Source organism: Allobosea sp. GW821-FHT10B12 (assembly GCF_059415545.1).
The window spans coordinates 334,834-356,573 of the sequence record NZ_JBWKNL010000001.1; the positions used below are offsets into that span (position 1 = coordinate 334,834).

At 67.9% G+C, this 21,740-nt stretch carries 19 protein-coding genes; 10 read left to right on the forward strand and 9 right to left on the reverse strand.

Annotated elements, in window-relative coordinates:
* Positions 1-128 precede the first annotated feature (128 nt).
* Entirely contained in the window at positions 129-1,331 is a 1,203-nt protein-coding gene (locus AC07O0_RS01625) for a class I SAM-dependent methyltransferase (RefSeq protein WP_494620636.1), read from the forward strand.
* A gap of 113 nt (positions 1,332-1,444) precedes the next feature.
* Entirely contained in the window at positions 1,445-2,908 is a 1,464-nt protein-coding gene (locus AC07O0_RS01630) for a lyase family protein (RefSeq protein ID WP_494619477.1), read from the forward strand.
* Between the two features lie 27 nt (positions 2,909-2,935).
* On the opposite strand, the gene AC07O0_RS01635 is transcribed toward AC07O0_RS01630, so the two are convergent.
* A complete protein-coding gene (locus tag AC07O0_RS01635; RefSeq protein ID WP_494619478.1) occupies positions 2,936-4,075 on the reverse strand; it encodes a citrate/2-methylcitrate synthase in 1,140 nt (379 codons plus the stop codon).
* A gap of 97 nt (positions 4,076-4,172) precedes the next feature.
* Here AC07O0_RS01635 and AC07O0_RS01640 point away from each other — a divergent pair, with 97 nt between their 5' ends.
* Positions 4,173-5,249, forward strand: coding sequence for a citrate synthase/methylcitrate synthase (locus AC07O0_RS01640; RefSeq protein ID WP_494619480.1), 1,077 nt, complete (start codon positions 4,173-4,175; stop codon positions 5,247-5,249).
* Between the two features lie 121 nt (positions 5,250-5,370).
* On the opposite strand, the gene AC07O0_RS01645 is transcribed toward AC07O0_RS01640, so the two are convergent.
* The 5 genes from AC07O0_RS01645 to hutI form a co-directional block, all read right to left on the reverse strand.
* Entirely contained in the window at positions 5,371-5,934 is a 564-nt protein-coding gene (locus AC07O0_RS01645; protein WP_494619482.1) for a HutD/Ves family protein, read from the reverse strand.
* A 189-nt stretch (positions 5,935-6,123) separates the two neighbouring features.
* Positions 6,124-7,791 (reverse strand): urocanate hydratase, encoded by a 1,668-nt coding sequence (hutU, locus tag AC07O0_RS01650; RefSeq protein WP_494619483.1) that lies wholly within the window; start codon positions 7,789-7,791, stop codon positions 6,124-6,126.
* Positions 7,788-8,597 carry an N-formylglutamate deformylase gene (gene hutG / locus AC07O0_RS01655; RefSeq protein ID WP_494619485.1) on the reverse strand — a complete coding sequence of 270 codons (810 nt, stop codon included), beginning with the start codon at positions 8,595-8,597 and terminating at the stop codon, positions 7,788-7,790. Before hutG ends, hutU begins: the two co-directional genes overlap by 4 nt.
* 121 nt (positions 8,598-8,718) lie before the next feature.
* The gene (gene hutH / locus AC07O0_RS01660; protein WP_494619487.1) at positions 8,719-10,245 is read right to left on the reverse strand and encodes a histidine ammonia-lyase; all 1,527 of its coding nucleotides are present in this window, start codon (positions 10,243-10,245) and stop codon (positions 8,719-8,721) included.
* Positions 10,242-11,408: an imidazolonepropionase gene (hutI, locus tag AC07O0_RS01665; RefSeq protein ID WP_494620638.1), complete on the reverse strand. Its 1,167-nt coding sequence runs from the start codon at positions 11,406-11,408 to the stop codon at positions 10,242-10,244. The genes hutH and hutI overlap by 4 nt, the downstream gene beginning before the upstream one ends.
* A gap of 172 nt (positions 11,409-11,580) precedes the next feature.
* Between hutI and AC07O0_RS01670 the strand changes: the two genes are divergently transcribed.
* Entirely contained in the window at positions 11,581-12,948 is a 1,368-nt protein-coding gene (locus AC07O0_RS01670) for a formimidoylglutamate deiminase (protein ID WP_494619489.1), read from the forward strand.
* Positions 12,949-12,960: 12 nt separating this feature from the next.
* Entirely contained in the window at positions 12,961-13,710 is a 750-nt protein-coding gene (hutC, locus tag AC07O0_RS01675; RefSeq protein WP_494619491.1) for a histidine utilization transcriptional repressor HutC, read from the forward strand.
* Between the two features lie 77 nt (positions 13,711-13,787).
* On the opposite strand, the gene AC07O0_RS01680 is transcribed toward hutC, so the two are convergent.
* The gene (locus AC07O0_RS01680) at positions 13,788-14,054 is read right to left on the reverse strand and encodes a YMGG-like glycine zipper-containing protein (protein WP_494619493.1); all 267 of its coding nucleotides are present in this window, start codon (positions 14,052-14,054) and stop codon (positions 13,788-13,790) included.
* A 372-nt stretch (positions 14,055-14,426) separates the two neighbouring features.
* On the opposite strand from AC07O0_RS01680, the gene AC07O0_RS01685 reads away from it, so the two are divergent.
* The 4 genes from AC07O0_RS01685 to AC07O0_RS01700 all read left to right on the forward strand — a co-directional run bounded on the left by AC07O0_RS01685 (position 14,427) and on the right by AC07O0_RS01700 (position 17,625).
* A complete protein-coding gene (locus tag AC07O0_RS01685) occupies positions 14,427-14,798 on the forward strand; it encodes a PRC-barrel domain-containing protein (RefSeq protein ID WP_210187997.1) in 372 nt (123 codons plus the stop codon).
* A gap of 235 nt (positions 14,799-15,033) precedes the next feature.
* Complete coding sequence (locus AC07O0_RS01690) at positions 15,034-15,930, forward strand: transglutaminase-like domain-containing protein (protein ID WP_494619495.1); 897 nt, start codon at positions 15,034-15,036, stop codon at positions 15,928-15,930.
* Between the two features lies 1 nt (position 15,931).
* Positions 15,932-16,927 (forward strand): diacylglycerol/lipid kinase family protein, encoded by a 996-nt coding sequence (locus AC07O0_RS01695; protein ID WP_494619497.1) that lies wholly within the window; start codon positions 15,932-15,934, stop codon positions 16,925-16,927.
* Between the two features lie 8 nt (positions 16,928-16,935).
* Positions 16,936-17,625: a phosphatase PAP2 family protein gene (locus tag AC07O0_RS01700; RefSeq protein WP_494619499.1), complete on the forward strand. Its 690-nt coding sequence runs from the start codon at positions 16,936-16,938 to the stop codon at positions 17,623-17,625.
* A 14-nt stretch (positions 17,626-17,639) separates the two neighbouring features.
* On the opposite strand, the gene AC07O0_RS01705 is transcribed toward AC07O0_RS01700, so the two are convergent.
* The gene (locus AC07O0_RS01705; RefSeq protein WP_494619501.1) at positions 17,640-19,100 is read right to left on the reverse strand and encodes a GGDEF domain-containing protein; all 1,461 of its coding nucleotides are present in this window, start codon (positions 19,098-19,100) and stop codon (positions 17,640-17,642) included.
* Positions 19,101-19,228: 128 nt separating this feature from the next.
* Entirely contained in the window at positions 19,229-20,035 is an 807-nt protein-coding gene (locus AC07O0_RS01710; RefSeq protein WP_494619503.1) for a GAF domain-containing protein, read from the reverse strand.
* Between the two features lie 243 nt (positions 20,036-20,278).
* Here AC07O0_RS01710 and AC07O0_RS01715 point away from each other — a divergent pair, with 243 nt between their 5' ends.
* A complete protein-coding gene (locus AC07O0_RS01715; protein ID WP_494619505.1) occupies positions 20,279-21,724 on the forward strand; it encodes an aldehyde dehydrogenase family protein in 1,446 nt (481 codons plus the stop codon).
* The last annotated feature ends 16 nt before the right edge of the window (positions 21,725-21,740 follow it).

Consider the following 21,740-nt stretch of genomic DNA (forward strand, 5'->3'; position numbering starts at 1 on the left):
TGCGGCATGCGGCTGACGAGGATCGGCCTTGCACCGAACCCACTGTTACGCTGCCGCGGGTGATCGCCATCTTTGATGGCGAAGGGGCACTGCCGTGAGGTGGCGCCATGCGCAGTTTGCTGATGAATATGTTGTCCCGGCTCATTTGCGAGCCGCGGGTTGATGTTGTGTTCGCCGATGGAACACTCCATTCGGCCGGGCGAGGATCGGCGCCCGCGATCAAGTTGCGTATCGCCGACCGCGAAACAGAATTCAGATTGGCGCTCGATCCCGAGCTCGCCTTGGGCGAGGCGGTGATGGACGGCCGCGTCATCGTCGAACGCGGCACGATCTACCAGTTGCTCGACACCTTGGTGCGCGGCCTGTCGCGACAGCCGCCTTCGGCCTGGGCGGGAGGGCTGAGTCGGTTGCGCACGGCAGTGCGGCGACTGAAGCAGCACAACACCCCAGGCTGGGCGAAGCGCAATGTCAGTCATCACTATGACCTGAAGAGCGAGTTCTTCCGGCTCTTCCTCGATGCCGACCAGCAGTATTCCTGTGCTTTCTTCGAGCGTCCGGACGCGACGCTGGAGGAGGCGCAGGCCGCCAAGAAGCGTCGCATCGCGGCGAAGCTTTCGCTGAAGCCGGGCCAGCGCGTGCTCGACATCGGCTCGGGCTGGGGCGGGCTCGGCCTCTCGATCGCCCGCGATACCGGGGCGAAGGTCACCGGTATCACCCTCTCGGAGGAGCAGCTGGCGGCTTCGAGCAAGCGGGCCGAGGAATCGGGACTGCCGGTCGAGTTCCGCCTGCAGGACTACCGGGCCGTGCCCGAGCGTTTCGATCGCGTCGTCTCGGTCGGCATGTTCGAGCATGTCGGCGTCGGCTACTATCGCGACTACTTCCGCAAAGTCCGCGACCTGCTCGAGGATGACGGCGTTGCGCTGATCCACACGATCGGCCGCAGCACCCCGCCCGGCGCGACCAATCCCTTCATCGCCAAATACATCTTCCCCGGCGGCTATATCCCGGCGCTGTCGGAGATCACGGCGGCGGTGGAGCAGGAGGGGCTGATCGTCACCGATGTCGAGGTGCTGCGCCTGCATTACGCCGAGACGCTGAAGGCCTGGCGCGAGCGCTTCCTCGCTCATCGCCAGGAGGCGGTCGCGATGTATGACGAGCGCTTCGCGCGGATGTGGGAGTTCTATCTCGCCGCATCCGAGGCGAGCTTCCGCCATGACGGCCTCGTCGTCTTCCAGCTCCAGCTCGCCAAGCGGCTCGGCACCCTGCCGATGACGCGGGATTACATGAGCGAGAAGGGCAGGGTTGCCGAGACGGTCGACCGGGCGGCCTGAAACGCACGCGATTGAGCTACCGCAATGCCCCCGCTAGGCTCCGGCCCGGCGGGGAGCATTAGCGGAGGTCGATCGTGCGATCATCGGTGATTGCGCTGGCAATTGCGGCGCAGATGTCAGCTTTCCCAGCCCTGGCCCAGGAAAAACCCCTCCGCGACGAGTTCTTCTGGCTCGGCGAGATCAACAAGGCCACGGCCGTGATCAACACGGAGGAGGGCCTGCTCGACAAGGCGCTGGCGCCGCGCATCGCCGCCGGCCTGTCCAAGGTCCTGAGCGATGGCGCCAAGCCGGGCGGCAAGCGACCTTCGACCGTGATCAGCTTCGAGCCGCTGCTGATTGCGGCGGGCGGGCAGGAGGTCACGCTGCTGCACGCCGGCCGCTCCAGCCAGGACATGCATGCGACCTACCGTGCCGCGATTCTGCGCGACGACATGCTGGCACTCGCCGACCAGCTCAACCGCACCACGGCGACGCTGGTCGGGCTGGCGGAGAAGCACGCGGCGACGATCGTGCCGAACTATACCAATGGCGTCGCCGCCCAGCCGAACAGCCTCGGCCACACCTTGCTCGGCCATGCCGCCGGCCTCGAGCGCGACGCCCAGCGCATCCGCGAGGCCTATGCCCGGATCGACCGCTCGGCGATGGGCACGACCGTGCTCAACGGCACGAGCTGGCCGCTCAACCGCAAACGCATGGCCGATTATCTCGGCTTCGCGGCGATCGTCGACAACGCCTATGACGCCGGCCAGATCTCTTCGGCCGAGCACCCGGTCGAGGCCGGCGCGATCGTCGCCAGCATCGCTCTCCATGCCGGCGCCTTTGTCGAGGATGTCATGACCCAATACGCCTTCGCGCGGCCCTGGATGCTGCTGCAGGAAGGCGACGGCAACACCTATGTCTCCAGCGCCATGCCGCAGAAGCGCAATCCCGGCCTGCTCAACAGCACGCGCCAGCAAGCTTCGACCGCGCTCTCGCTCGCGATGGGAGCCGCGATCCAGGCTCACAACATCACGCCGGGGATGAGCGATCCCAAGGACGTCAGGCCCAACAGCGCGATGGTGAAGAGCGCGGTCACCGTGCTCGCCAATTGGGATCGCATCCTCAAGGGGCTGGTGATCAGCCCCGAGCGAGCGTTGGAAGAATTGAACAGCGACTGGACCGCTTCGCAGGAGCTCGCCGACCTCTTGATGCGCAAATACAGGCTGCCCTTCCGCGTCGGCCACCACTTCGCCTCCGACGTCGTGACACACGCCAAGGATCACGACATCAGGCCGCTCGACTTTCCCTATGCAGAGGCGAAGCGGATCTATGCCGCGGCGGTGAAGGGCACCGATTATCCGACCGAGCTCCCGATCAGCGAGGCCGAGTTCCGCGCCGCGCTCGATCCCGTCGCGATCGTGCGCAGCCGCGCGACTGCAGGCGGCCCGCAGCCGGCCGAGATGGAGCGGATGCTCGCGGGCGCCAAATCCCGAATCGCGGAGCAGGGCGCCTGGATCAGGGAACGGCGCGAGCGGATCACGGCCTCGCTCGCCCGGCTCGACAAGGATTTCGAGGCGCTGCAGGCGAAGGCGCAGTAGCGCGCTTGCTCCACCGATGCTCCGCTTTCAGGCGGGAGGCTGCCCGACATAGCGGGCACGCGGGCGGATCAACCGGCCGGTCTGGTTCTGCTCCAGCGCATGAGCGAGCCAGCCTGTGCAACGCGCCGCCGCGAAAATCTGGAACGGCGCAGTCTCCGGCAAGGCGAGCCTGGCCGCCAGCGCCGACAGGGCGAAGTCGATGTTCGGCTCCTCGCCGGTCAGCGCGCCGATGGCGGCCTGCGCCTCGGTGTAAGCGGAAGGCGGCTCGAACGCCGCGAACAGGGCGCGCGCCCGTGGGTCGCCATCGGGATAGAGCGGATGGCCGAAGCCGGGCAATTTGGCGCCGGCCTCCAGCCGTGCCGCGAGAGCCGTCTCCAGCCCATCGCGCGCGATCTCCCGCATCAGCGCGAGCACGCGCGGCGCGACGCCGCCATGCAAGGGGCCGGACAGCGCGGAGAGCCCGGCCAGCGCGCAGGCGGCGAGCGAGGCTCCGGTCGAGGCGGTGACGCGCGCGGCGAAAGTCGAGGCATTGAGTTCGTGGTCTGCAAGCAGGACGAGCGCCCGCCGGATCGGCTCGGCGCCTTCTGTTTCACAACCCCAGGCGCGCGCCAGCCGGACATGGATCGGCCCTTCGCCCGGCCCACCGGCGATGGCGTCGACCAGCGTGTCGAGCACGGCGGCGGCTTCGAGATAGAGCGCCTTCTTGGTTCGTCCGACCATTGGCCGGTCGCTCGCGGTCCGCGCCGCGATCACCGCGAAGATGCGCGCCAGCGGCTCGCCTGGCGGGACGATCGTCGCCAAAGGCGGGAAGCGCTGCGTGCCGCAATCCCAGAGCAGGCGGGCGACATCTTCCAGCTTGGCGCTCTCGGCGAGGCGCGCCGCATCCTGCCCGCGATACCAGAGCCCGCCGCGCTCGATCGTGGTGATGCTGGAGGACAGTACCGGCTCGCCATAGGCGATCGCGTCCTCCGCGATTGCAGCCGGCCGCCGGCCGCGCGCCTTGCGGTGCTCCAGCCGGGCGACGTCCTCGGCTCGGTAGAGGCTGCGACGGGAGTCCCCTTCGTCGCCGCGCGCCTCGATCAGCCCGCGGCTGACATAGGCGTAGAGCGTCTGCGGCTTGAGCCCGAGCCGGGCCATCGCCTCCTGTGCCGTCAACCAGTCCTGCATCGCCCCTCCGCCGGATATATTGATTATATTGTTCAAGATTGATTGTTGCAATGCGGGAGCCGATTTTCGAGACGAACGCTTTTGAGGAGTTCATGACATGTCCGATGGTCTCGATGACGTCGTCGCCGCCCATACCGTGCTCTCCGAGGTCGACGGCGCTGCCGGTCGCCTGGTGATCCGCGGCCACAGCCTCGCCGAGCTCGCCGGCCGAACCAGCTTCGAAGAGATGGCGGCGCTGATGCTCGACGGCTTGCTGCCCGGTTTGCCGCAGGGCCGCGAGCTCTCGGCAGCGCTCGGCAAGGCTCGCGCCGATCTCTTCGGTATCGTCGAGCGCACGGCGCTTTCGAACGATCTCGGGCCGGTCGAGGCCATTCGCGCCTGGACGGCGCAGATCGCCGACGGCGAGGGCGCCGACACCGCGCTGCAGCTGCTCGCCGCGCCGGCTGTCTTCACCGCTGCCGCCGTGCGCAAGCAGCGCGGCCTTGCCGCCATCGCTCCCGATCCGGCGCTGTCACAGGCAGCCGATACCCTGCGCATGCTGCGCGGCGAGGCGCCGACCGCGGCACAGGCCGCGGCGCTCGACACCTATCTCGTCACCGTCGCGGATCACGGCCTCAACGCCTCGACCTTCGCCGCGCGCGTCGTTGCCTCGACCCGTGCCGGGCTGGTCTCGGCCGTGTTGGCCGGGATCAGCGCGCTCAAGGGCCCGCTGCATGGCGGCGCGCCCGGGCCGGTGATCGAGATGCTCGATGCGATCGGCGAGCCGGCCAATGCCCGCGCCTGGCTGGAGGATGCGCTGGGTCGCGGCGAGCGGCTGATGGGCTTCGGCCACCGCATCTATCGCGTCCGCGATCCGCGTGCCGACGCACTGAAGCAGGCGATCGCCAAGCTCGGGGCCGATGCCGGGCGCCTGCGTCATGCCGAGGCGGTCGAGCAGGCGGCACTCGCCATCCTGCGCGAGCGCAAGCCTGGGCGCTCCCTCGAGACCAATGTCGAGTTCTACACGGCGCTGCTGCTGGAGGCGCTCGGCTTCCCGCCGGAAGCCTTCACCTGCGTCTTTGCGCTCGGCCGCACGACAGGCTGGCTCGCCCATGCCCGCGAGCAGATCGAGACCGGCCGCCTGATCCGGCCGCAATCGGTCTATATCGGCCCGCAACCGAGGCAGGCGGCTTGAAGGCAGCGTCATGCTCGGGCTTGACCCGAGCATCTCAGGCCGGAAAGAGCGCCAGCAGGCGTCTTGTCGTCACGAGATTCTCGGGTCTGCGCTTCGCTTCGCCCGAGAATGACGCCCTGGGTCAGGCCTCAGTCGTCAACCAAACCGCATAAAGCTCCGCCTCGCCGCCGCTAATGGTGAGCTCGACGCGCCCCGGCGCGTCGAGGATCGCGCTGTCGCCGGCGGGAAGCGCCGCGCCGTTCACCAGCCAACCACCCTTGCGGGCGACCAGCACCAACAGGCCTTCGCTCGCAGTGAGCGAGCCTGTTCCGGAGAGACGCTCAACCCGGTGCTGCCAGCGGCCGCGCCGGCTCATCACGTTGAGGTCGTCGATCGGCCCATCCACCAACACCCCGTCGACGGCCCGGTCGGCGGCGAAAGGGTAGGGCGCGCTGCCATGATTGAGCCTGACACGCTCGCCATCGACGAAGGCCAGCGTGATGCCGGCCCCGGTCAGTACCGACAAAGTCCGATCGATGCCGGGGAAGGACGAGAACGGCCCGTCTTGTCCGACATGGGCCATGCTGATGCGCCAGTCGAAATCGTTGAGCGAGGCGCCCTCGGGCGCCACCGCGATCTCGGTGGTCGTCCCGCCGCCGTTCTTCCACGGCATGACCAGGCAGTCGGCGGCGCGGATGATGCGCATGAGGTGTCCTCGACCTTGAAGTTCATCGACGCCGTCATTCCGGGGCAGGCCGATAGGCCTGAGCCCGGAACCCAGAACCAATGCCATAGCCGAATGAGACTGCCGACGTGTGAGCTTCACATTGGGCGATATCGGTTCTGGGTTCCGGGCTCGGCGCTGACGCGCCGCTCCGGAAAGACGAGAGGTTCGTCAGCCCAAAATCCCCGGCAGGTTCAGCCCCTTCTCCCGGGCGCAGTCGAGCGCGATGTCATAGCCGGCATCGGCATGGCGCATCACGCCGGTGGCCGGGTCGTTCCAGAGCACGCGCGACAGGCGGGCGGCTGCGTCATCCGTGCCGTCGGCGCAGATCACCACGCCCGAATGCTGCGAGAAGCCCATGCCGACGCCGCCGCCATGATGCAGCGAGACCCAGGTCGCGCCTGACGCCGTGTTGAGCAGGGCGTTGAGCAGCGGCCAGTCGGAGACCGCGTCCGAGCCGTCCTTCATCGCTTCCGTCTCGCGGTTCGGCGAGGCGACCGAGCCGGAATCGAGATGGTCGCGGCCGATCACGACCGGCGCCTTGAGCTCGCCGTTCCTGACCATCTCGTTGAAGGCGAGGCCGAGCCGGTGGCGATCGCCGAGGCCGACCCAGCAGATCCGCGCCGGCACGCCCTGGAACGAGATGCGCTCGCGCGCCATGTCGAGCCAGTTGTGCAGATGCTTGTTGTCGGGCAGCAGCTCCTTCACCTTGGCGTCGGTCTTGTAGATGTCCTCCGGGTCGCCGGAGAGGGCGGCCCAGCGGAAGGGGCCGATGCCGCGGCAGAACAGCGGGCGGATATAGGCCGGCACGAAGCCCGGGAAGGCGAAGGCGTTCTCCAGCCCCTCTTCCTTGGCGATCTGGCGGATGTTGTTGCCGTAGTCGAAGGTCGGGATGCCCATGTCCTGGAAGGCGATCATCGCCTCGACATGCTCGCGCATCGAGGCGCGGGCCGCCTTCTCCACGGCCTTCGGATTGCCCTCGCGCGCTTGCCGCCACTGGCCCATGGTCCAGCCCTTCGGCAGGTAGCCATTGACCGGGTCGTGGGCCGAGGTCTGGTCGGTGACCATGTCCGGCCGGATGCCGCGGCGGACCATCTCGGGCAGGATCTCGGCGCAGTTGCCGAGCAGGCCGACCGACTTGGCCTCGCCATTCCTGGTCCAGCGCTCGATCATCGCCAGCGCCTCGTCGAGCGTCTCGGCCTTCTCGTCGAGATAGCGCGTGCGCAGGCGGAAATCGATCGAGTCCGGGTTGCATTCGACCGCGAGGCACGAGGCGCCGGCCATCACCGCGGCGAGAGGCTGGGCGCCGCCCATGCCGCCAAGGCCGCCGGTCAGCACCCATTTGCCCTTGAGATTGCCGCCATAGTGCTGGCGCCCGGCCTCGACGAAGGTCTCGTAGGTGCCCTGCACGATGCCTTGCGTGCCGATATAGATCCAGGAACCGGCCGTCATCTGGCCGTACATGGCGAGCCCCTTCTTATCGAGCTCGTTGAAATGGTCCCAGTTCGCCCAGTGCGGCACGAGGTTGGAATTGGCGATCAGCACGCGCGGCGCATCCTTGTGCGTGCGGAACACGCCGACCGGCTTGCCGGACTGGACCAGCAGCGTCTCGTCGGCCTCGAGCTGGCGCAGGGCTGCGACGATGCGGTCGAAATCCTCCCAGGTACGGGCGGCGCGGCCGATGCCGCCATAGACCACGAGCTCCTGCGGGTTCTCGGCGACATCCGGATGCAGGTTGTTCATCAGCATGCGCAGCGGCGCTTCGGTCAGCCAGCTCTTGGCGCTGAGCTCGGTGCCGGTGGCGGGGCGGATGACGCGGGTATTGTCCAGGCGGGTCATGGCTTGCTCCGTTCGAGCTGGGTGGCGGCGGCGAGCGCGGCCTCGATCATCGCGGAAAGGGTGGCTTGCAGGCTGGCGGCCTTGCCCGGAGCGAAGGTCCAGGGCGCGGCTTCGTCGTTGAGATAGGCGGAAAGCGCGATCTCCATCTGGAGCGCGTGCACGTGTTCGGCCGGTTGGCCGTAATGCCGGGTGATCCAGCCGCCCTTGAAGCGGCCGTTGACGACCTGGGTGAACGTGCCGTTGGCCATCGCAGCGGTCGCTGCGGCTTCGATCGAAGGCGCTGCGCTGGCGCCGGAATTGGTGCCGAGGTTCAGCGTCGGCAGCGTGCCCGGGAACAGGCGCGGGATCACCGACTTGATCGAGTGGCAGTCCCAGAGCAGGCAGAAGCCGTACTGGGCTTTGGCGTGTTCGATCTCGGCGGCGAGGGCGTCGTGATAGGGCTGGAAATAGGCCGCGCGGCGGCGGGCGATCTCGGCTTCGTCGGGTGCCGTGTTCCAGATCGGCTCGCCGTCGAAGGTGGTGGTCGGCACCAGCTCGGTGGTCGCCTGACCAGGATAGAGCGAGACGCCGGCCGGATCGCGGTTGAGGTCGATTACGAAGCGCGAGAGCCCGGCCTCGACAATGGTCGGCTGGAAGCGCTCGGCGAAGCCATAGAGCTGGCGCATATGCCAGTCGGTGTCCTCGACCAGTTTGCCGCGCGCATTGAGCTGCACCGCGACCTCGGCCGGCAGGCCGGTGCCGGGATGCGGCATCGACAGGACGAGCGGCGAGGAGCCGCGTGTGACGGAGACGATTCCCGTGCTCATGCGCTGACTCCTTCGTCATGCTCGGCCTTGTGCCGAGCATCCACGTCTTGAACACCACGTTCGACCAGCGAAGACGTGGATGGTCGGGACAAGCCCGACCATGACGGAAAGGGGGAGTTCTTCATGCCGAAAGCTCCCCATAGCTGTCGACGCCGGCGGCCTTGCCGAGTGCTCCCGAGAGCACGAGCTCCGTCGCAGCCGCGAGGTCGGGCGCGAGGTAGCGGTCCTCAGTCAGGGGCGCGATCTTGGCGCGGATCAGCGCCAGCACCGGCTCCAGCCGCGGCGAGGTCTTGAGCGGGCGGTGGTGCTCGATCGCCTCGGCCGCGGCCATCAATTCGACCGCGATGATGCTCGCCGCATTCTTCGCCATCTCGATCAGGCGGAAGGCACCATGCGTCGCCATCGAGACGTGGTCTTCCTGGTTGGCCGAGGTCGGGATGGTGTCGACCGAGGCCGGATAGGCGCGCTGCTTGTTCTCGGAGGCCAGCGCCGCGGCGGTCACCTGCGCAATCATGAAGCCGGAGTTGAGGCCGGCATCGCGGGCGAGGAAGGGCGGCAGGCCGCTCATCACCGGATCGACCAGCAGCGCGATGCGGCGCTCGGCGAGGTTGCCGATCTCGCAGGTGGCCATCGCCAGCATGTCGGCGGCGAAGGCGACCGGCTCGGCGTGGAAATTGCCGCCCGAGACGATCTCGCCCGGGCCGAGCACCAGCGGGTTGTCGGTGACGGCATTGGCCTCGATCGCGAGCGTCGCGGCGGCATTGCCGAGAAGGTCGCGCACGGCGCCCATCACCTGCGGCTGGCAGCGCAGCGAATAGGGGTCCTGCACCTTGCTGTCGCCGAAGCGGTGGCTCTCGCGGATCTCGCTCTTGGCGATCAGGTCGAGCAGTAATGCCGCGACCTTGATCTGACCGGGCTGGCCGCGCAGCTGCTGGATGCGCGGGTCGAACGGGGTATCCGAGCCTTTCAGCGCATCGACAGAGAGCGCGCCGGCGATCAGCGCGGCATCGAAAACGCGGGCGACGCTGGCGAGCCCGGTCAGCGCCAGCGAGGCCGAGACCTGCGTGCCGTTGATCAGCGCCAGGCCTTCCTTGGCGCCGAGCGCCAGCGGCGCCTGGCCGATGCGCTTCAGCGCCTCGGCGGCCGGCAGCACCTCGCCCTTCAGCCTGATCTCGCCGACGCCCATCAGCGCAGCGGTGAGATGCGCGAGCGGGGCGAGGTCGCCGGAGGCGCCGACCGAGCCCTTGGCCGGCACCACCGGCAGCGCGCCCGCTTTCAGCGCGCCGACCAGCGACTCGACCACCACGGGGCGCACGCCCGAGGCGCCGCGCGCCAGGCTGGCCGCCTTCATGGCGAGGATCAGTGCGACGACCTCGTCCGGCAAGGCCGGGCCGGTGCCGACCGCATGCGAGAGGATGAGGTTGCGCTGCAGCGTCGCGAGATCATTGTCGGCGATGCGGACGCTGGCGAGCTTGCCGAAGCCGGTATTGACGCCATAGGTCACGGTGCCGGCGACGACGATGTCGTCGACGATCGCCTGGGCGGCGGCGATCGCGCCGGTGTCGGAAAGAGCGACGGTGGCGCCGTCGATGACATGGCGCCAATCGGCGAGGCCGGCCTTGCCGGGGGTGAGCGAGAGCGTGGTCATTGTCCGTTCCGGATGCGGGTGTGAAGCGGGTTGAAGCCGATGCGGTAGGCGAGTTCGGCCGGGCGCTCGATCTCCCAGATCGCGAGATCGCAGGCCTTGCCGGCCTCCAGCGTGCCGATTTCGTCCTGAAGCCCGAGGGCGAGCGCCGCATTGCGGGTCATGCCGGCCAGCGCCTCCTCCGGCGTCAGCCGGAACAGGGTGCAGCCCATGTTCATGGTCAGCAGCGGCGAAGTCAGCGGCGAGGTGCCGGGATTGGCGTCGGTGGCGAGCGCGATCGGCACGCCGTGCCGGCGCAGCAGCTCGATCGGCGGCTGCACCGTCTCGCGCAGGAAGTAGAAGGCGCCGGGCAGCACGACGGCGACCGTGCCGGCCTTGGCCATTGCGATCACGCCGGCCTCGTCGAGATGTTCGAGATGGTCGGCCGAGAGCGCGCCGAAGCCGGCCGCCAGCGCCGCGCCGCCGAGATTGGAGAGCTGCTCAGCATGGATCTTGACGGCCAGGCCCTTGGCCTTGGCCGCGGTGAAGACCCGGGCCGTCTCCTCGGGCGAGAAGGCGATGCCCTCGCAGAACACGTCGACGGCGTCGGCGAGGTTTTGCTCGGCGATCGCATCGAGCATCGGGCCGCAGACGAGGTCGACATAGTCGCTTTGCCGGCCCTTGAATTCGGCTGGAACCGCGTGGGCGCCGAGAAAGCTGGTCTGCACCCCGACCGGACGCTCGCGGCCGAGCCGGCGGGCGACGGCGAGCACCTTGGTCTCGCTGTCGATGTCGAGCCCGTAGCCCGACTTGATCTCGACCGTGGTGACGCCCTCGGCGATCAGGGCGGCGAGGCGCTTGTCGGCGCTGGCGAAGAGCTCGTCCTCGCTCGCGGCTCGCGTCGCCTTGACTGATGAGACGATGCCGCCGCCGGCGCGGGCGATCTCCTCATAGCTCGCGCCCTTCAGGCGCAGTTCGAACTCATGGGCGCGATCGCCGCCATAGACCAGATGGGTGTGGCAATCGATCAGTCCCGGCGTGATCCAGCGGCCTTCGCAATCGATCACCTCGGCCTGGCCGACGCTCGAGACGTCGCTGCTCTGGCCGGCGAAGACGATGCGGCCGTTGCGGGAGATGACGATGCCGTCCTCGATCGCGCCATAGGCTGTGCCGGTATCGGCGACCATGGTCGCGAGCCGGGCATTGGTCCACACTCGGTGGCTGGGGGAAGGGGTCGCCGCCACGTCGCCTCCTCTCGACTTCGGTCTCGTTACGATTATGCTAGACAATTGCATATGCAAATAGCAAGCTCGATTTGCATATGCAAATAAAAAGGCAAATGGCCAAAGGGGCACCAGCGTGACCGGACATACGACACTGCATCTCGCCCAGGCGCTGCTGCCCGAGGGCTTCGCCGAGAACGTCACGCTGACGCTCGATCATGGAACGATCATGTCGGTCGCGGTGGGGCAGGCGGCGCCTGCCGGCGCGACGAAGCTTGCGGGTCTTGCGCTGCCGGGTCTGCCCAATCTGCACAGCCACACTTTCCAGCGCGGCATGGCGGGCCTGGCCGAGCGGCGCGGCGCCTCGGAGGATTCGTTCTGGACCTGGCGCGAGGTGATGTATCGCTTCCTCGACCGCCTGAGTCCCGACGACGTCCAGGCGATCGCGGCCCAGGCAATGGTCGAGATGCTGGAAGGCGGCTTCACTGCGCTCGCCGAGTTCCACTATCTCCATCACGACACGGACGGTGCCGCCTATGCCGACATCGCCACCATGGGCGGGGCGATCGCGGCTGCGGCCGAGGAGACCGGCATCGGCCTGACCCTGCTGCCGGTGCTCTATCGCTACGGCAATTTCGGCAAGGCGCCGGCGGCCGCCGGCCAGCGCCGCTTCCTCAATGACCGGGATGCCTATGCGCGGCTGATCGAGGGCAGCGAGAAGGCGGTCGCCGGCCTGCCCGATGCCCGCGTCGGCATGGCGCCGCATTCGCTGCGGGCGGTGGCGCTCGAAGACCTGAACTGGATCTCCGAGTTGCGTTCGGGCGTGCCTTTGCACATCCATGTCGCCGAGCAGACCCGCGAGGTCGAGGACAGTCTCGCCATCACCGGCCGCCGCCCGGTCGAACTCCTAATGCAGCACACCGCGGTGAACGAGCGCTGGTGCCTGATCCACGCCACCCATCTCAGCGATGCCGAGCGTGATGCCATGGCGCTCTCAGGCGCGGTCGCGGGCCTTTGCCCGATCACCGAAGCCAATCTCGGCGACGGCATCTTCGACGGCGTGCGCTACCGCGCGAAGGGAGGGCGCATCGGCGTCGGCAGCGATTCCAATGTCGAGATCGGCGCTGGCGGCGAATTGCGCCTGCTCGAATATTCGCAGCGCCTGCGCGACCGGCGCCGCGCGCTCTGGGCTGAGCCCGGCATCTCCGCGGGCCTCCGGCTCTGGCAGGATGCCTGCGCCGGCGGAGCGCAGGCCTGTGGTCGCGACATCGGCGCAATCGCGCCGGGCCATCGCGCCGACCTCGTCACGCTCGATGCCGAGCATCCCGCGATTGTCGGCAAGGGCGGCGACTTCGCGCTCGACAGCGCGATCTTCGCCGCCCCGGCGCTGCCGGTCGCGGAGGCCATCGTCGGTGGAAAGCCTGTGGTCAGCGGTGGCCGGCACATTGACCGCGCCCGCATCGCTGCCCGCTATGGCCAGGTGATCCGCAACCTCCTCGCCTGAAGACAGGGAGCCATGTCAGCCACTCAGATCGACGCCGTGACGCTGGACGGAGCCGGGCCGCTCTATGACCAGATCCGTCGCGCCATCCGCGATCTGATCCTGGCCGGCACCTGGCCGCCGGGGACGGCCGTGCCGGCCGAGCATGCCTTGATGGAGCGGCTCGGCGCCTCGCGCATGACCGTCCACCGGGCGCTGGCACAGCTCGCCCGCGAGGGGCTGATCACGCGCCGGCGTCGCTCGGGCACGATCGTCGCGAGCCCGCCGGCGAGCCATGCCATGCTCGACATCCTCTCGATTCCGCAGGAGGTGCGCGAGCTCGGGCAGGCCTACAGCTATCGCATCCTGCAGCGGAACGATGGCAAGGCGCCGCGTGAGCTCGCCGCCCGCTTCGAGCTCGGCCGCTCGGCCAATGTCGCGCATCTCACCTTGCTGCATTTCGCCGATGGCGCGCCGCATGTGCTGGAAGACCGGGTGATCCATATCGCGACCATCCCACAGGTCGCCGACGAAAGCTTCGCCGGGACGCCGCCGGGCGACTGGCTGCTGCAGAACAGCCTTTGGACGCAGGCCGAGCACGCGATCAGCGCCGTGGCGGCCGAGCCGCAGGAGGCAGAACTTTTGAAGATCGATGCCGGCGAGCCCTGCCTGCTGGTCGAGCGCCGGACCTGGAATCAGGCCGAACCTATCACTGCGGTGCGGCTGCTTTACCCAGGAGGGCGCCACCGTTTCGTCGGCAGGTTCGGGCCCTACGGAGCGGTTTGAGCGCTGCGACCGTCATTGCGAGCGCAGCAAAGCAAGCCAGGGAATTCCCTGGCTTGCTTCGTCTCGATGCCGAGCTCTCAGCAGGCGTAGCGAACGCGGCGGCCCCATTCGTCACGGCCGTAGCAGATCTGATCCGGCGAAGTCGCATTGCCGATGATCGCGCCGCCGGCTCCGCCGATTGCGGCGCCTGCCAGTGCGCCGCCGGCGCGGCCGGTCGCGGCGCCGCCGATCAGGGCGCCCGCACCGGCTCCGATCAGCGCGCCGGTCGCGGTCCGTTCCTCGCGGGGGGTACAGGCGCCGAGCGCGGCCACCGCGGCGGTTACCAATAGAAGCTTCCTGAACATCGGACGTTTCCTTCCCTTGAGGGCCGACGGCTGTACGACGAGACATACAAAGCGCGATGTCCTGGTGTGCCGTGGGTACGATGCCCGGCAGCGCCTGATTGACGCTCGCTCGCCGCCCGGATTGCGCCGGCTGAAGCCGCACGCTCGATCCACCCTCAAACCATACTGGCCGGCATTTGTTCCGCAGCCCGCCTGCTGGGCCTTCCCGCCACGCCTTTCCGGACGCTCACGCAAGCCTTCCGCGGACCTTTCCTGGCGATGCAATTTTTGTCTGTCGCGCAGGGAACCCGGGTGCTTCCGTCGGGTTGATGGGACGAGCCGGCTCGCATGTCGGCCCGATGACTATTCATGGAGGGACCGATGAGCGCTACGATGACCGCAGCCTCTCACGCCGCCAATCCGTTGATCGCCGGAGCGCGCGTCGCCGGTACCGAGGTCTACAACACCGCTGGCGAGCATCTTGGCTCGATCTACGACGTGATGCTCGACAAGGCGACCGGCAAGGTCGCCTACGCGATCATGTCCTTCGGCGGCTTCCTCGGTTTGGGCGAGAAATATCATCCGATCCCGTGGAGCATGCTCGACTACGATGTTGAGAAGGGCGGCTATGTGGTGCCCCTGACCCGCGAGAAGCTGGAGGCTGCCCCGATGTACGGCGCCGACGGCGAGCCGGACTGGCACGACAAGGAGTACGGCAAGCGCGTCCACGATTACTACGGCACGATGCCGTACTGGATGATGTGAGAGCGCGCCGCAGGGCCGGCGTTCCACACCAAGGCGCAACTCGCGGCGGTCGCTATCCCCCCAGCCGGATCGTCGTGATTGCGTGGTGCGGGCCGAAAGGCCCGCACCTTTTTTATGTGCGAAAGCACGCGGCGGGCAGGGAACTTCGGCCGATGCCGTGCGTCGTTGAATGCCGGCCGGGGGGCCTCCGCCGCGGCGGGGCGGGCGGCTCTCATCGTGCAGCGTCGAGGTCATCATGCATATCCGCTATGGCTACCGGATCGAGCTCGTTTGCGAGCAGCCGACCGCCTTGCTCACGCTGCTCGACGTCCACCCGTCGCGCCGGCACGATCTGATCCGCCCGGACGAGATGCGTGTGGCTCCGTTGCGCGGCGCGGGCAGGTCGATCGCGCTGAGCCAGCATCTCGATGCGTTCGGCAACATCTGTCGCCGCTTCACTGCGCCCGCGGGCGGCGTCACACTCGCGTGCGAGGGGCTCATCCTTGACGATGGCGAGCCCGACGGCGCCGATTTCTCCGCCAGCGAGGACATGCCGGCGGAGTTGCCGGACGCGGTGCTGCCCTATCTGCTCGGCAGCCGCTATTGCGAGACCGATCGGCTGGCGGACAGCGCCTGGAGCCTGTTCGGCCAGGTCAGGCCGGGCTGGGCTCGTGTTCAGGCCGTGACCCAGTTCGTCCACAATCATGTCAGTTTCGGCTACGCCTTCGCGCGCAACACGCGCACCGCTGCCGAAACCTTCAACGAGCGCATCGGCGTCTGCCGGGACTTCGCCCATCTTGCGATCGCGCTCTGCCGCTGCCTCAACATTCCGGCGCGGTACTGCAACGGCTATCTCGGCGACATTGGCGTTCCGCCCGATCCGGCGCCGATGGATTTTAATGCCTGGTTCGAGGTCTGGCTCGGTGGGCGCTGGCACGCATTCGACGCTCGCCACAACCGGCGCCGCATCGGCCGCATCGTCATCGCCCGTGGGCGGGACGCCGCCGATGTGCCGATGCTGACCTCCTTCGGACCGCACTGGCTGCAGCGTTTCGAGGTCATCACCGAAGAGGTCGAGGACAAGCAGGCTCAATTCGCGCCGGCCACGACCCGCCTTGTTCCCGACAAGAGGGACGCCCATATCGCCGCCTGACATGGCGAATTTGTCGGACCCGTTGCCCGAGCTCAAGGCGGACACGCAGCCGCGCTGCTTCCGCGTCATCGCCAATGCGCGGGCCGGCGCGGTGCTGGAAGCGGGAGCCGGCGCCTTCTCGCGGCGCATCGCAGCGGCATTCGAGGCAGCCGGTTGCCGGGCCGAGGTCGAACTCGTGCCGCCGCGCCGATTGCAGGAACGTCTGCGAATCGCGGTTGCCGACGAAGCGACGATTCCGGTCATCGCCGGCGGCGACGGCAGCATCAACGGAGCCCTGCCGATCCTGATGGACTGCAAGCGCACTGTCGCCGTGCTGCCGCTCGGCACGGTCAACGTGCTCGGCCGTGATCTCGGTCTCATCGGCACACCGGAGCAGCAGATCGCGGCGATCTGCCAGGGCGAGCCGGTGGCGATGGATATCGGCAGCGTCAATGGCCGGCTGTTCCATTCGATCTCGGGCATGGGCTTCTTCAGCCTGATGGCACGCCAGCGCGAATATGCGCGCCGGCGCTTTCCCTTCAGCCGTCTGGTCGCCTTTCTCTTCGCCGCGACCCGCGCGATCCTGTTCACCCGCTCGATCAGGATCGAGATGGAGATCGCCGGCGAGCGCCGCCAGGTCGAGGCCGACGCGGTCCTCGTCACCGTCAACCAGTTCGACGGGGCCGAATGGCGCCGCAGCCGTCTCGACGGTGGCGAGTTCGAGGTCCACATCCTCGACACCGGTGGCCTGCTGTCGCGCTGCAAGGCGGCCTTCTCGATGCTGACCGGCGGCTGGCGCAACTCGCACAACCTCGTTTCGCTGACCGGCACGGCCGTGACGATCATCCGCCGCGACAAGCGCCGCGGCCATGTCACCTTTGATGGCGAGGTCGAGCGCCGCGCCAGCCCGTTCACCTACCGTCTGCTCCCGGGCGCGCTGCGTGTGATTGCAGCCCGGCCAGCTGCGCTTCAGACTGAAGCCCTGCCTTATCCAGCCGAGTACCAGTTTCCTTCGTGAGGCGTTCGATGTTCCTCCTCCAGCCGCGCTTTCTCCTGCCTGTCGCGGCGATCTTCGCGTTTCTGGGCCTGGCCTTCTATGTCGTCTCCGACGGCAGTTCCGCGGTCGACAGCGCCTTGGTGATGCTGTTTCGCGACCCGGCAAATCCCTCCGTGCCGCTCGGCCCGGCCTGGTTCCGCGAGATGATGCGCGACCTGACCGCGCTCGGCAGCTTCATCGGATTGGGGATCGCGACCGTGATCGCGGCCCTGACATTGCGGCTCTGCGGCCATCGTCCGCTGGCGATCGGCTTGCTGGCCAGCGTCCTGGCCGCGACGGTGGCGAGTACGCTGCTGAAGCTCGCCTTCGGCCGTGAGCGGCCCGACATCGTCGAGCATGCCGCGCTGACCTTCACCGCGAGCTTCCCGAGCGGTCACGCCTTCCTGGCGGCGGTGGTGCTGCTCAGCATCGCCAGCTTCGTCGGCATCGCCTCGCGCCGCGCCGACATCGCCCGGCTCTGCCTGTGGGTCGCCTGGATCCTGATGATCGCGATCGGCCTCAGCCGCATCTATCTTGGCGTGCACTGGCCGAGCGACGTGCTCGGCGGCTGGTGCCTCGGCGTCGCCTGGTCGAGCTTCGCCACCTTCCTGATCGGCCGGCTTGCGGCCAGGACGGAGGTGCGGCAGGAGCAGATCGCCGGCTCGGCAACGCCTGGCTGAACCTGGCCGCCGGCTCAGGCCGCTCGCAGCGTCATCTCGATGACACGATCGCGGCCCGTCCGCTTGGCCCGGTAGAGGGCATCGTCTGCCTGCTTCAGCAGCTTCTGCAGCGAGCAGTCCGGCCCCGTCGTCCCCCAGACGAGCCCGATGCTGACCGTGAGCGCGAGTGGAGTGCCGCCGTCGACCGGGATGCGCAGCCGGGCGCAGCCATCGCGCATCCGTTCGGCCAGCGTGACCACCTCGGGCTGCGTCAATCCCGGCAGGAGGATCGCGAACTCCTCGCCGCCGATCCGCCCGAACAGATCGGTTCGCCGCAGCATGTTCGTCACGTTCTCCGCCAGGGCGATGAGCACCTCGTCTCCGACCGCGTGGCCGTATCTGTCGTTGATCAGCTTGAACCGGTCGACATCGAGCATCAGCAAGGCCACCGGCTGGTTCGTCGCGAAGCTCGCCGCCAGCACGGCCTCGCTGCGCGCCAGGAAGGCGCGGCGCGACAGGGTCCGGGTCAGGACGTCCTGGTTGGCGGCAAGGTCGAGTTCACTCAGCAGGCGTGAGCGGGCGGCGTTGATCGTCGCCACCATGATCGGCCCGAGCGAGAACAGGGCGACGCCGAAGCGATGCGAGGTGAGGGCGGCCGCATATTCGGCGGTGCCCGGGGCCAATTTGGCGAGCAGCACCGTGCATTGCCAGAGCCCGAGCCCGAAGGTCAGCAGCGCGGTCGGGAAGACGCCGTAGCTCAGCGCGCACCAGAGGATCGCAGGGACCGGGATCGCGATCGCACTGGAGCCGCCGATCGTGGTGGCGACGAGCATCGAGGCCAGCAAGGCGATCCCTGGAAGAGCCTCGTTCAGCCGCGATTTGGTCGGTACGGCGTGCGCACTCAGCCGTCGTGCCAGTTCGGCGAGCGGCGGTGCCGTCAGGACCATCGGCAGGACGACGAGATTGCTGGAGAACTCGCTGGTCAGGAAGAACTCGAAGGCCTGCATCGGCGGCTGGCCGAAATAGACGACCAGGCAGCCGCTGCCGACGATGGCGGCTGAAGCTGCGGCAGCGCAGGCGACCAGCAGCAGGAACAGCAGGGATTGCGGCCGTTCGAGCCGGCGATCCGTGCCGGCGACGCGCTGGAAGAGTAGATAGCCGACAAAGGCGTTGGTCAGATTGCCCGCCGTCAGCCAGAAGGTCATGCCAAGGCTGCCGCCCATGGCGAAGTCGGCGGCGAGATACCCTATCGCCGCGCCTGCCCAGCCGAGCGGTCCGGCCCAGCCGGGATTGCGCACCATCACGCCCATCAAAAGGGCATTGGCCGGCCAGAAAGTGGAGAGAAAGCCGAGCGGCCGGGTGAGGTGGCCGAATAGGGCAGCGGCGAAGACGATGCCCGCGATCAGCGCCGCTGCACGCCAGAGCGCCAGGGGCGACGAAGTCGCCTGCTCCTGGTCGTTGCCATGCTGGGAGAAGACGATGCGGGCAAGCTTCATTGCCGTCGGAGCAAACCAGACAAAGGTGAAAGCAAGCTGAAATGGCGGGTGCAAAACTGCGCCGAACCGCCTCTCCAAGGCCTGTCGCCGGCTTGCTGCCGCGGGGTGCTCTCGGTCGCAGGCTGGCGTCAGCTCTCGAAGGCGAGCGCGAGATGCTGCTCTGCCCGGGAGTTCACCGAGCAGAGCCTGGAGGTCGCGTCGGCATCGATCATCAGCGCAATCCTGTCCGGGATCTTCGCGGTGCTGATGACATGGACCACCGCCGTGTCCGGCGAGAGTTGCCGCACCGTGCATTTGACGACTGCGCGGCCGTTGTTGAAGACGATGCGCCCAGCCCTCAGAACGCTCCGGCCATGGGCGAATTCCCGGGCCAATGCCGGCCGGCTGGCTTCGCCCGCTGCGGATCCCATCTTCGTGGCCGGCGACAGGCGTCTGAGTTCCAGGACCTCCATCGCGAGAGCACCGAGGTCGGCCAGTATCTCCTGGTCTCGCGGGCTGAAGTTTCGAGGCTGCGGATCGATGGCACACAAGGTCCCGATCGCATGTCCTTCGGGGCAGCGGAGCGGGATGCCAGCGTAGAAGCGGACATGCGGCTCGCCGATCACGAACGGGTTGTCTCGAAAGCGCTCATCGCTGACGGCATCGGTCACGATCAGCGAGGTCGGCTGCTGGATTGCGATATTGCAGAATGCCGGCCCTCGGTCGGTCTCGCAGGTCGCCATGCCCTGCTGCGATTTGAACCATTGGCGATGGCCGTCGATGAAGCTGATGGTCGACATCGACACGCCGAAGATGCGCTTGGCCAGGCGGGTCAGGCGGTCGAAGGTTTCCTCGGGCGGCGTGTCGAGCACGTCATAGCGCGCGAGCGCATCGAGACGCGCCTGTTCGCGTATCGTATCGAAGCCCGGAGAGCGATAGGGCGGCGGTGTCTGCACGAGGGCATCTCGCCACGCAAAGCTTACAATTCGGCAAAAGCACTCGGTTCAAAACCCGCTCTCGGCGATCATTCCGCGCTGCTGCAGCGGATCGGCAGGTGGCCTTCCAGCGCGGCGCATGCGCCCAAGGCGGGGCGCGCATCGCCGTTGATCGGTCCTGCCTGCATGGCCTTGGCGACCTAAACCGGTTAAGACCGGCTCCTCTTTCGGTTAGGCAAGTTTGGTCAAGCAAGAGGCTTTGCGATGAATGCTCCCTTCAAGAACCTGATCGCCGGCGAATGGGCCGGCTCGCAGAACGCTTCGCGCAACATCAACCCCTCCAACACCAACGATGTCGTCGGCGAGTATGCGCAGGGCTCGGTCGAGGACCTGAACAACGCCGTTGCCGCCGCCAAGGCCGCCTTCCCGGCCTGGAGCCGCGCCACCCCGCAGGAGCGCTACGAGATCCTGAAGAAGGCGTCGGACGAGATCCTCGCCCGCAGGGAGGAGCTCGGAAAGCTGCTCTCGCGTGAGGAAGGCAAGACCCTGCCGGAGGGCATCGGCGAGGCGACCCGCGCCGGCCAGATCTTCGCCTTCTTCGCCGGTGAGTGCCTGCGTTTGAACGGCGAGAGCATCCCCTCCGTGCGTCCCGGCGTCGGCGTCGAGGTCACGCGTGAGCCGGTCGGCATCATCGGCATGATCACGCCCTGGAACTTCCCGATCGCGATCCCGGCCTGGAAGATCGCTCCGGCTTTGGCCTACGGCAATTGCGTCGTGATCAAGCCGGCCGACCTCGTGCCTGGCTCGGCCTGGGCGCTGGTCGACATCATCCAGCGCGCCGGCCTGCCCAAGGGCGTGCTCAACTTGGTGATGGGCCGCGGCTCGGTCGTCGGCCAGGCCTTGCTCGAGCACAAGGACGTGCACGCGATCAGCTTCACCGGCTCGGTCTCGACCGGCCGCAAGGTCGCGGCGGCCTGCATCGCCGGCAATCCGATGAAGAAGGTCCAGCTCGAGATGGGCGGCAAGAACCCGCTCGTCGTGCTCGACGATGCTGACCTCAAGGTCGCCGTCGAGGCTGCGGTGCAGGGCGCCTTCTTCTCCACCGGTCAGCGCTGCACGGCCTCCTCGCGCCTGATCGTCCAGGCCGGCATCCATGACCGCTTCGTCGAGGCGGCGATCGAGCGGCTGAAGGGCGTCACCGTCGATGATGCGCTGAAGGCCGGCACCACGATCGGCCCGGTCGTCGACCAGAGCCAGCTCGACCAGAACCTGAAATACATCCAGATCGCCCGTGACGAGGGCGGCAAGCTCGCCTGGGGCGGCGAACTGCTCAACCGCGAGACGCCCGGCTTCTATCTGCAGCCGGCGCTGTTCACCGAGACGACCAACGCCATGCGCATCTCGCGCGAGGAGGTCTTCGGCCCGGTCGCCAACGTCGTCCGCGTCAAGGATTACGAGGAGGCGCTCGCCGTTGCCAACGACACCGAGTTCGGCCTGTCCTCCGGCATCTGCACGACCTCGCTGAAGCATGCGACGCATTTCAAGCGCAATGCCGAGGCCGGCATGGTGATGGTCAACCTCGCCACGGCGGGCGTCGACTACCATGTGCCTTTCGGCGGCCGGAAGGGCTCGAGCTACGGCCCGCGCGAGCAGGGAGCCTATGCCCGCGAGTTCTACACCACGGTGAAGACCGCCTACACGCTCGCCTGAGGCGAGCCTTCAGGCA

Bases quoted from the DNA above. Each gene is read 5' to 3' on its own strand.
- AC07O0_RS01690 (WP_494619495.1), top strand. From the start codon at position 15,034: ATGCATATCCGCTATGGCTACCGGATCGAGCTCGTTTGCGAGCAGCCG.
- AC07O0_RS01680 (WP_494619493.1), bottom strand. From the start codon at position 14,054: ATGTTCAGGAAGCTTCTATTGGTAACCGCCGCGGTGGCCGCGCTCGGC.
- AC07O0_RS01625 (WP_494620636.1), top strand. From the start codon at position 129: ATGTTGTCCCGGCTCATTTGCGAGCCGCGGGTTGATGTTGTGTTCGCC.
- AC07O0_RS01715 (WP_494619505.1), top strand. From the start codon at position 20,279: ATGAATGCTCCCTTCAAGAACCTGATCGCCGGCGAATGGGCCGGCTCG.
- AC07O0_RS01640 (WP_494619480.1), top strand. From the start codon at position 4,173: ATGTCCGATGGTCTCGATGACGTCGTCGCCGCCCATACCGTGCTCTCC.
- AC07O0_RS01685 (WP_210187997.1), top strand. From the start codon at position 14,427: ATGACCGCAGCCTCTCACGCCGCCAATCCGTTGATCGCCGGAGCGCGC.
- hutH (WP_494619487.1), bottom strand. From the start codon at position 10,245: ATGACCACGCTCTCGCTCACCCCCGGCAAGGCCGGCCTCGCCGATTGG.
- AC07O0_RS01645 (WP_494619482.1), bottom strand. From the start codon at position 5,934: ATGCGCATCATCCGCGCCGCCGACTGCCTGGTCATGCCGTGGAAGAAC.
- hutU (WP_494619483.1), bottom strand. From the start codon at position 7,791: ATGACCCGCCTGGACAATACCCGCGTCATCCGCCCCGCCACCGGCACC.
- hutC (WP_494619491.1), top strand. From the start codon at position 12,961: ATGTCAGCCACTCAGATCGACGCCGTGACGCTGGACGGAGCCGGGCCG.
- AC07O0_RS01630 (WP_494619477.1), top strand. From the start codon at position 1,445: ATGTCAGCTTTCCCAGCCCTGGCCCAGGAAAAACCCCTCCGCGACGAG.
- AC07O0_RS01635 (WP_494619478.1), bottom strand. From the start codon at position 4,075: ATGCAGGACTGGTTGACGGCACAGGAGGCGATGGCCCGGCTCGGGCTC.
- hutI (WP_494620638.1), bottom strand. From the start codon at position 11,408: ATGGTCGCCGATACCGGCACAGCCTATGGCGCGATCGAGGACGGCATC.
- hutG (WP_494619485.1), bottom strand. From the start codon at position 8,597: ATGAGCACGGGAATCGTCTCCGTCACACGCGGCTCCTCGCCGCTCGTC.
- AC07O0_RS01705 (WP_494619501.1), bottom strand. From the start codon at position 19,100: ATGAAGCTTGCCCGCATCGTCTTCTCCCAGCATGGCAACGACCAGGAG.
- AC07O0_RS01695 (WP_494619497.1), top strand. From the start codon at position 15,932: ATGGCGAATTTGTCGGACCCGTTGCCCGAGCTCAAGGCGGACACGCAG.
- AC07O0_RS01700 (WP_494619499.1), top strand. From the start codon at position 16,936: ATGTTCCTCCTCCAGCCGCGCTTTCTCCTGCCTGTCGCGGCGATCTTC.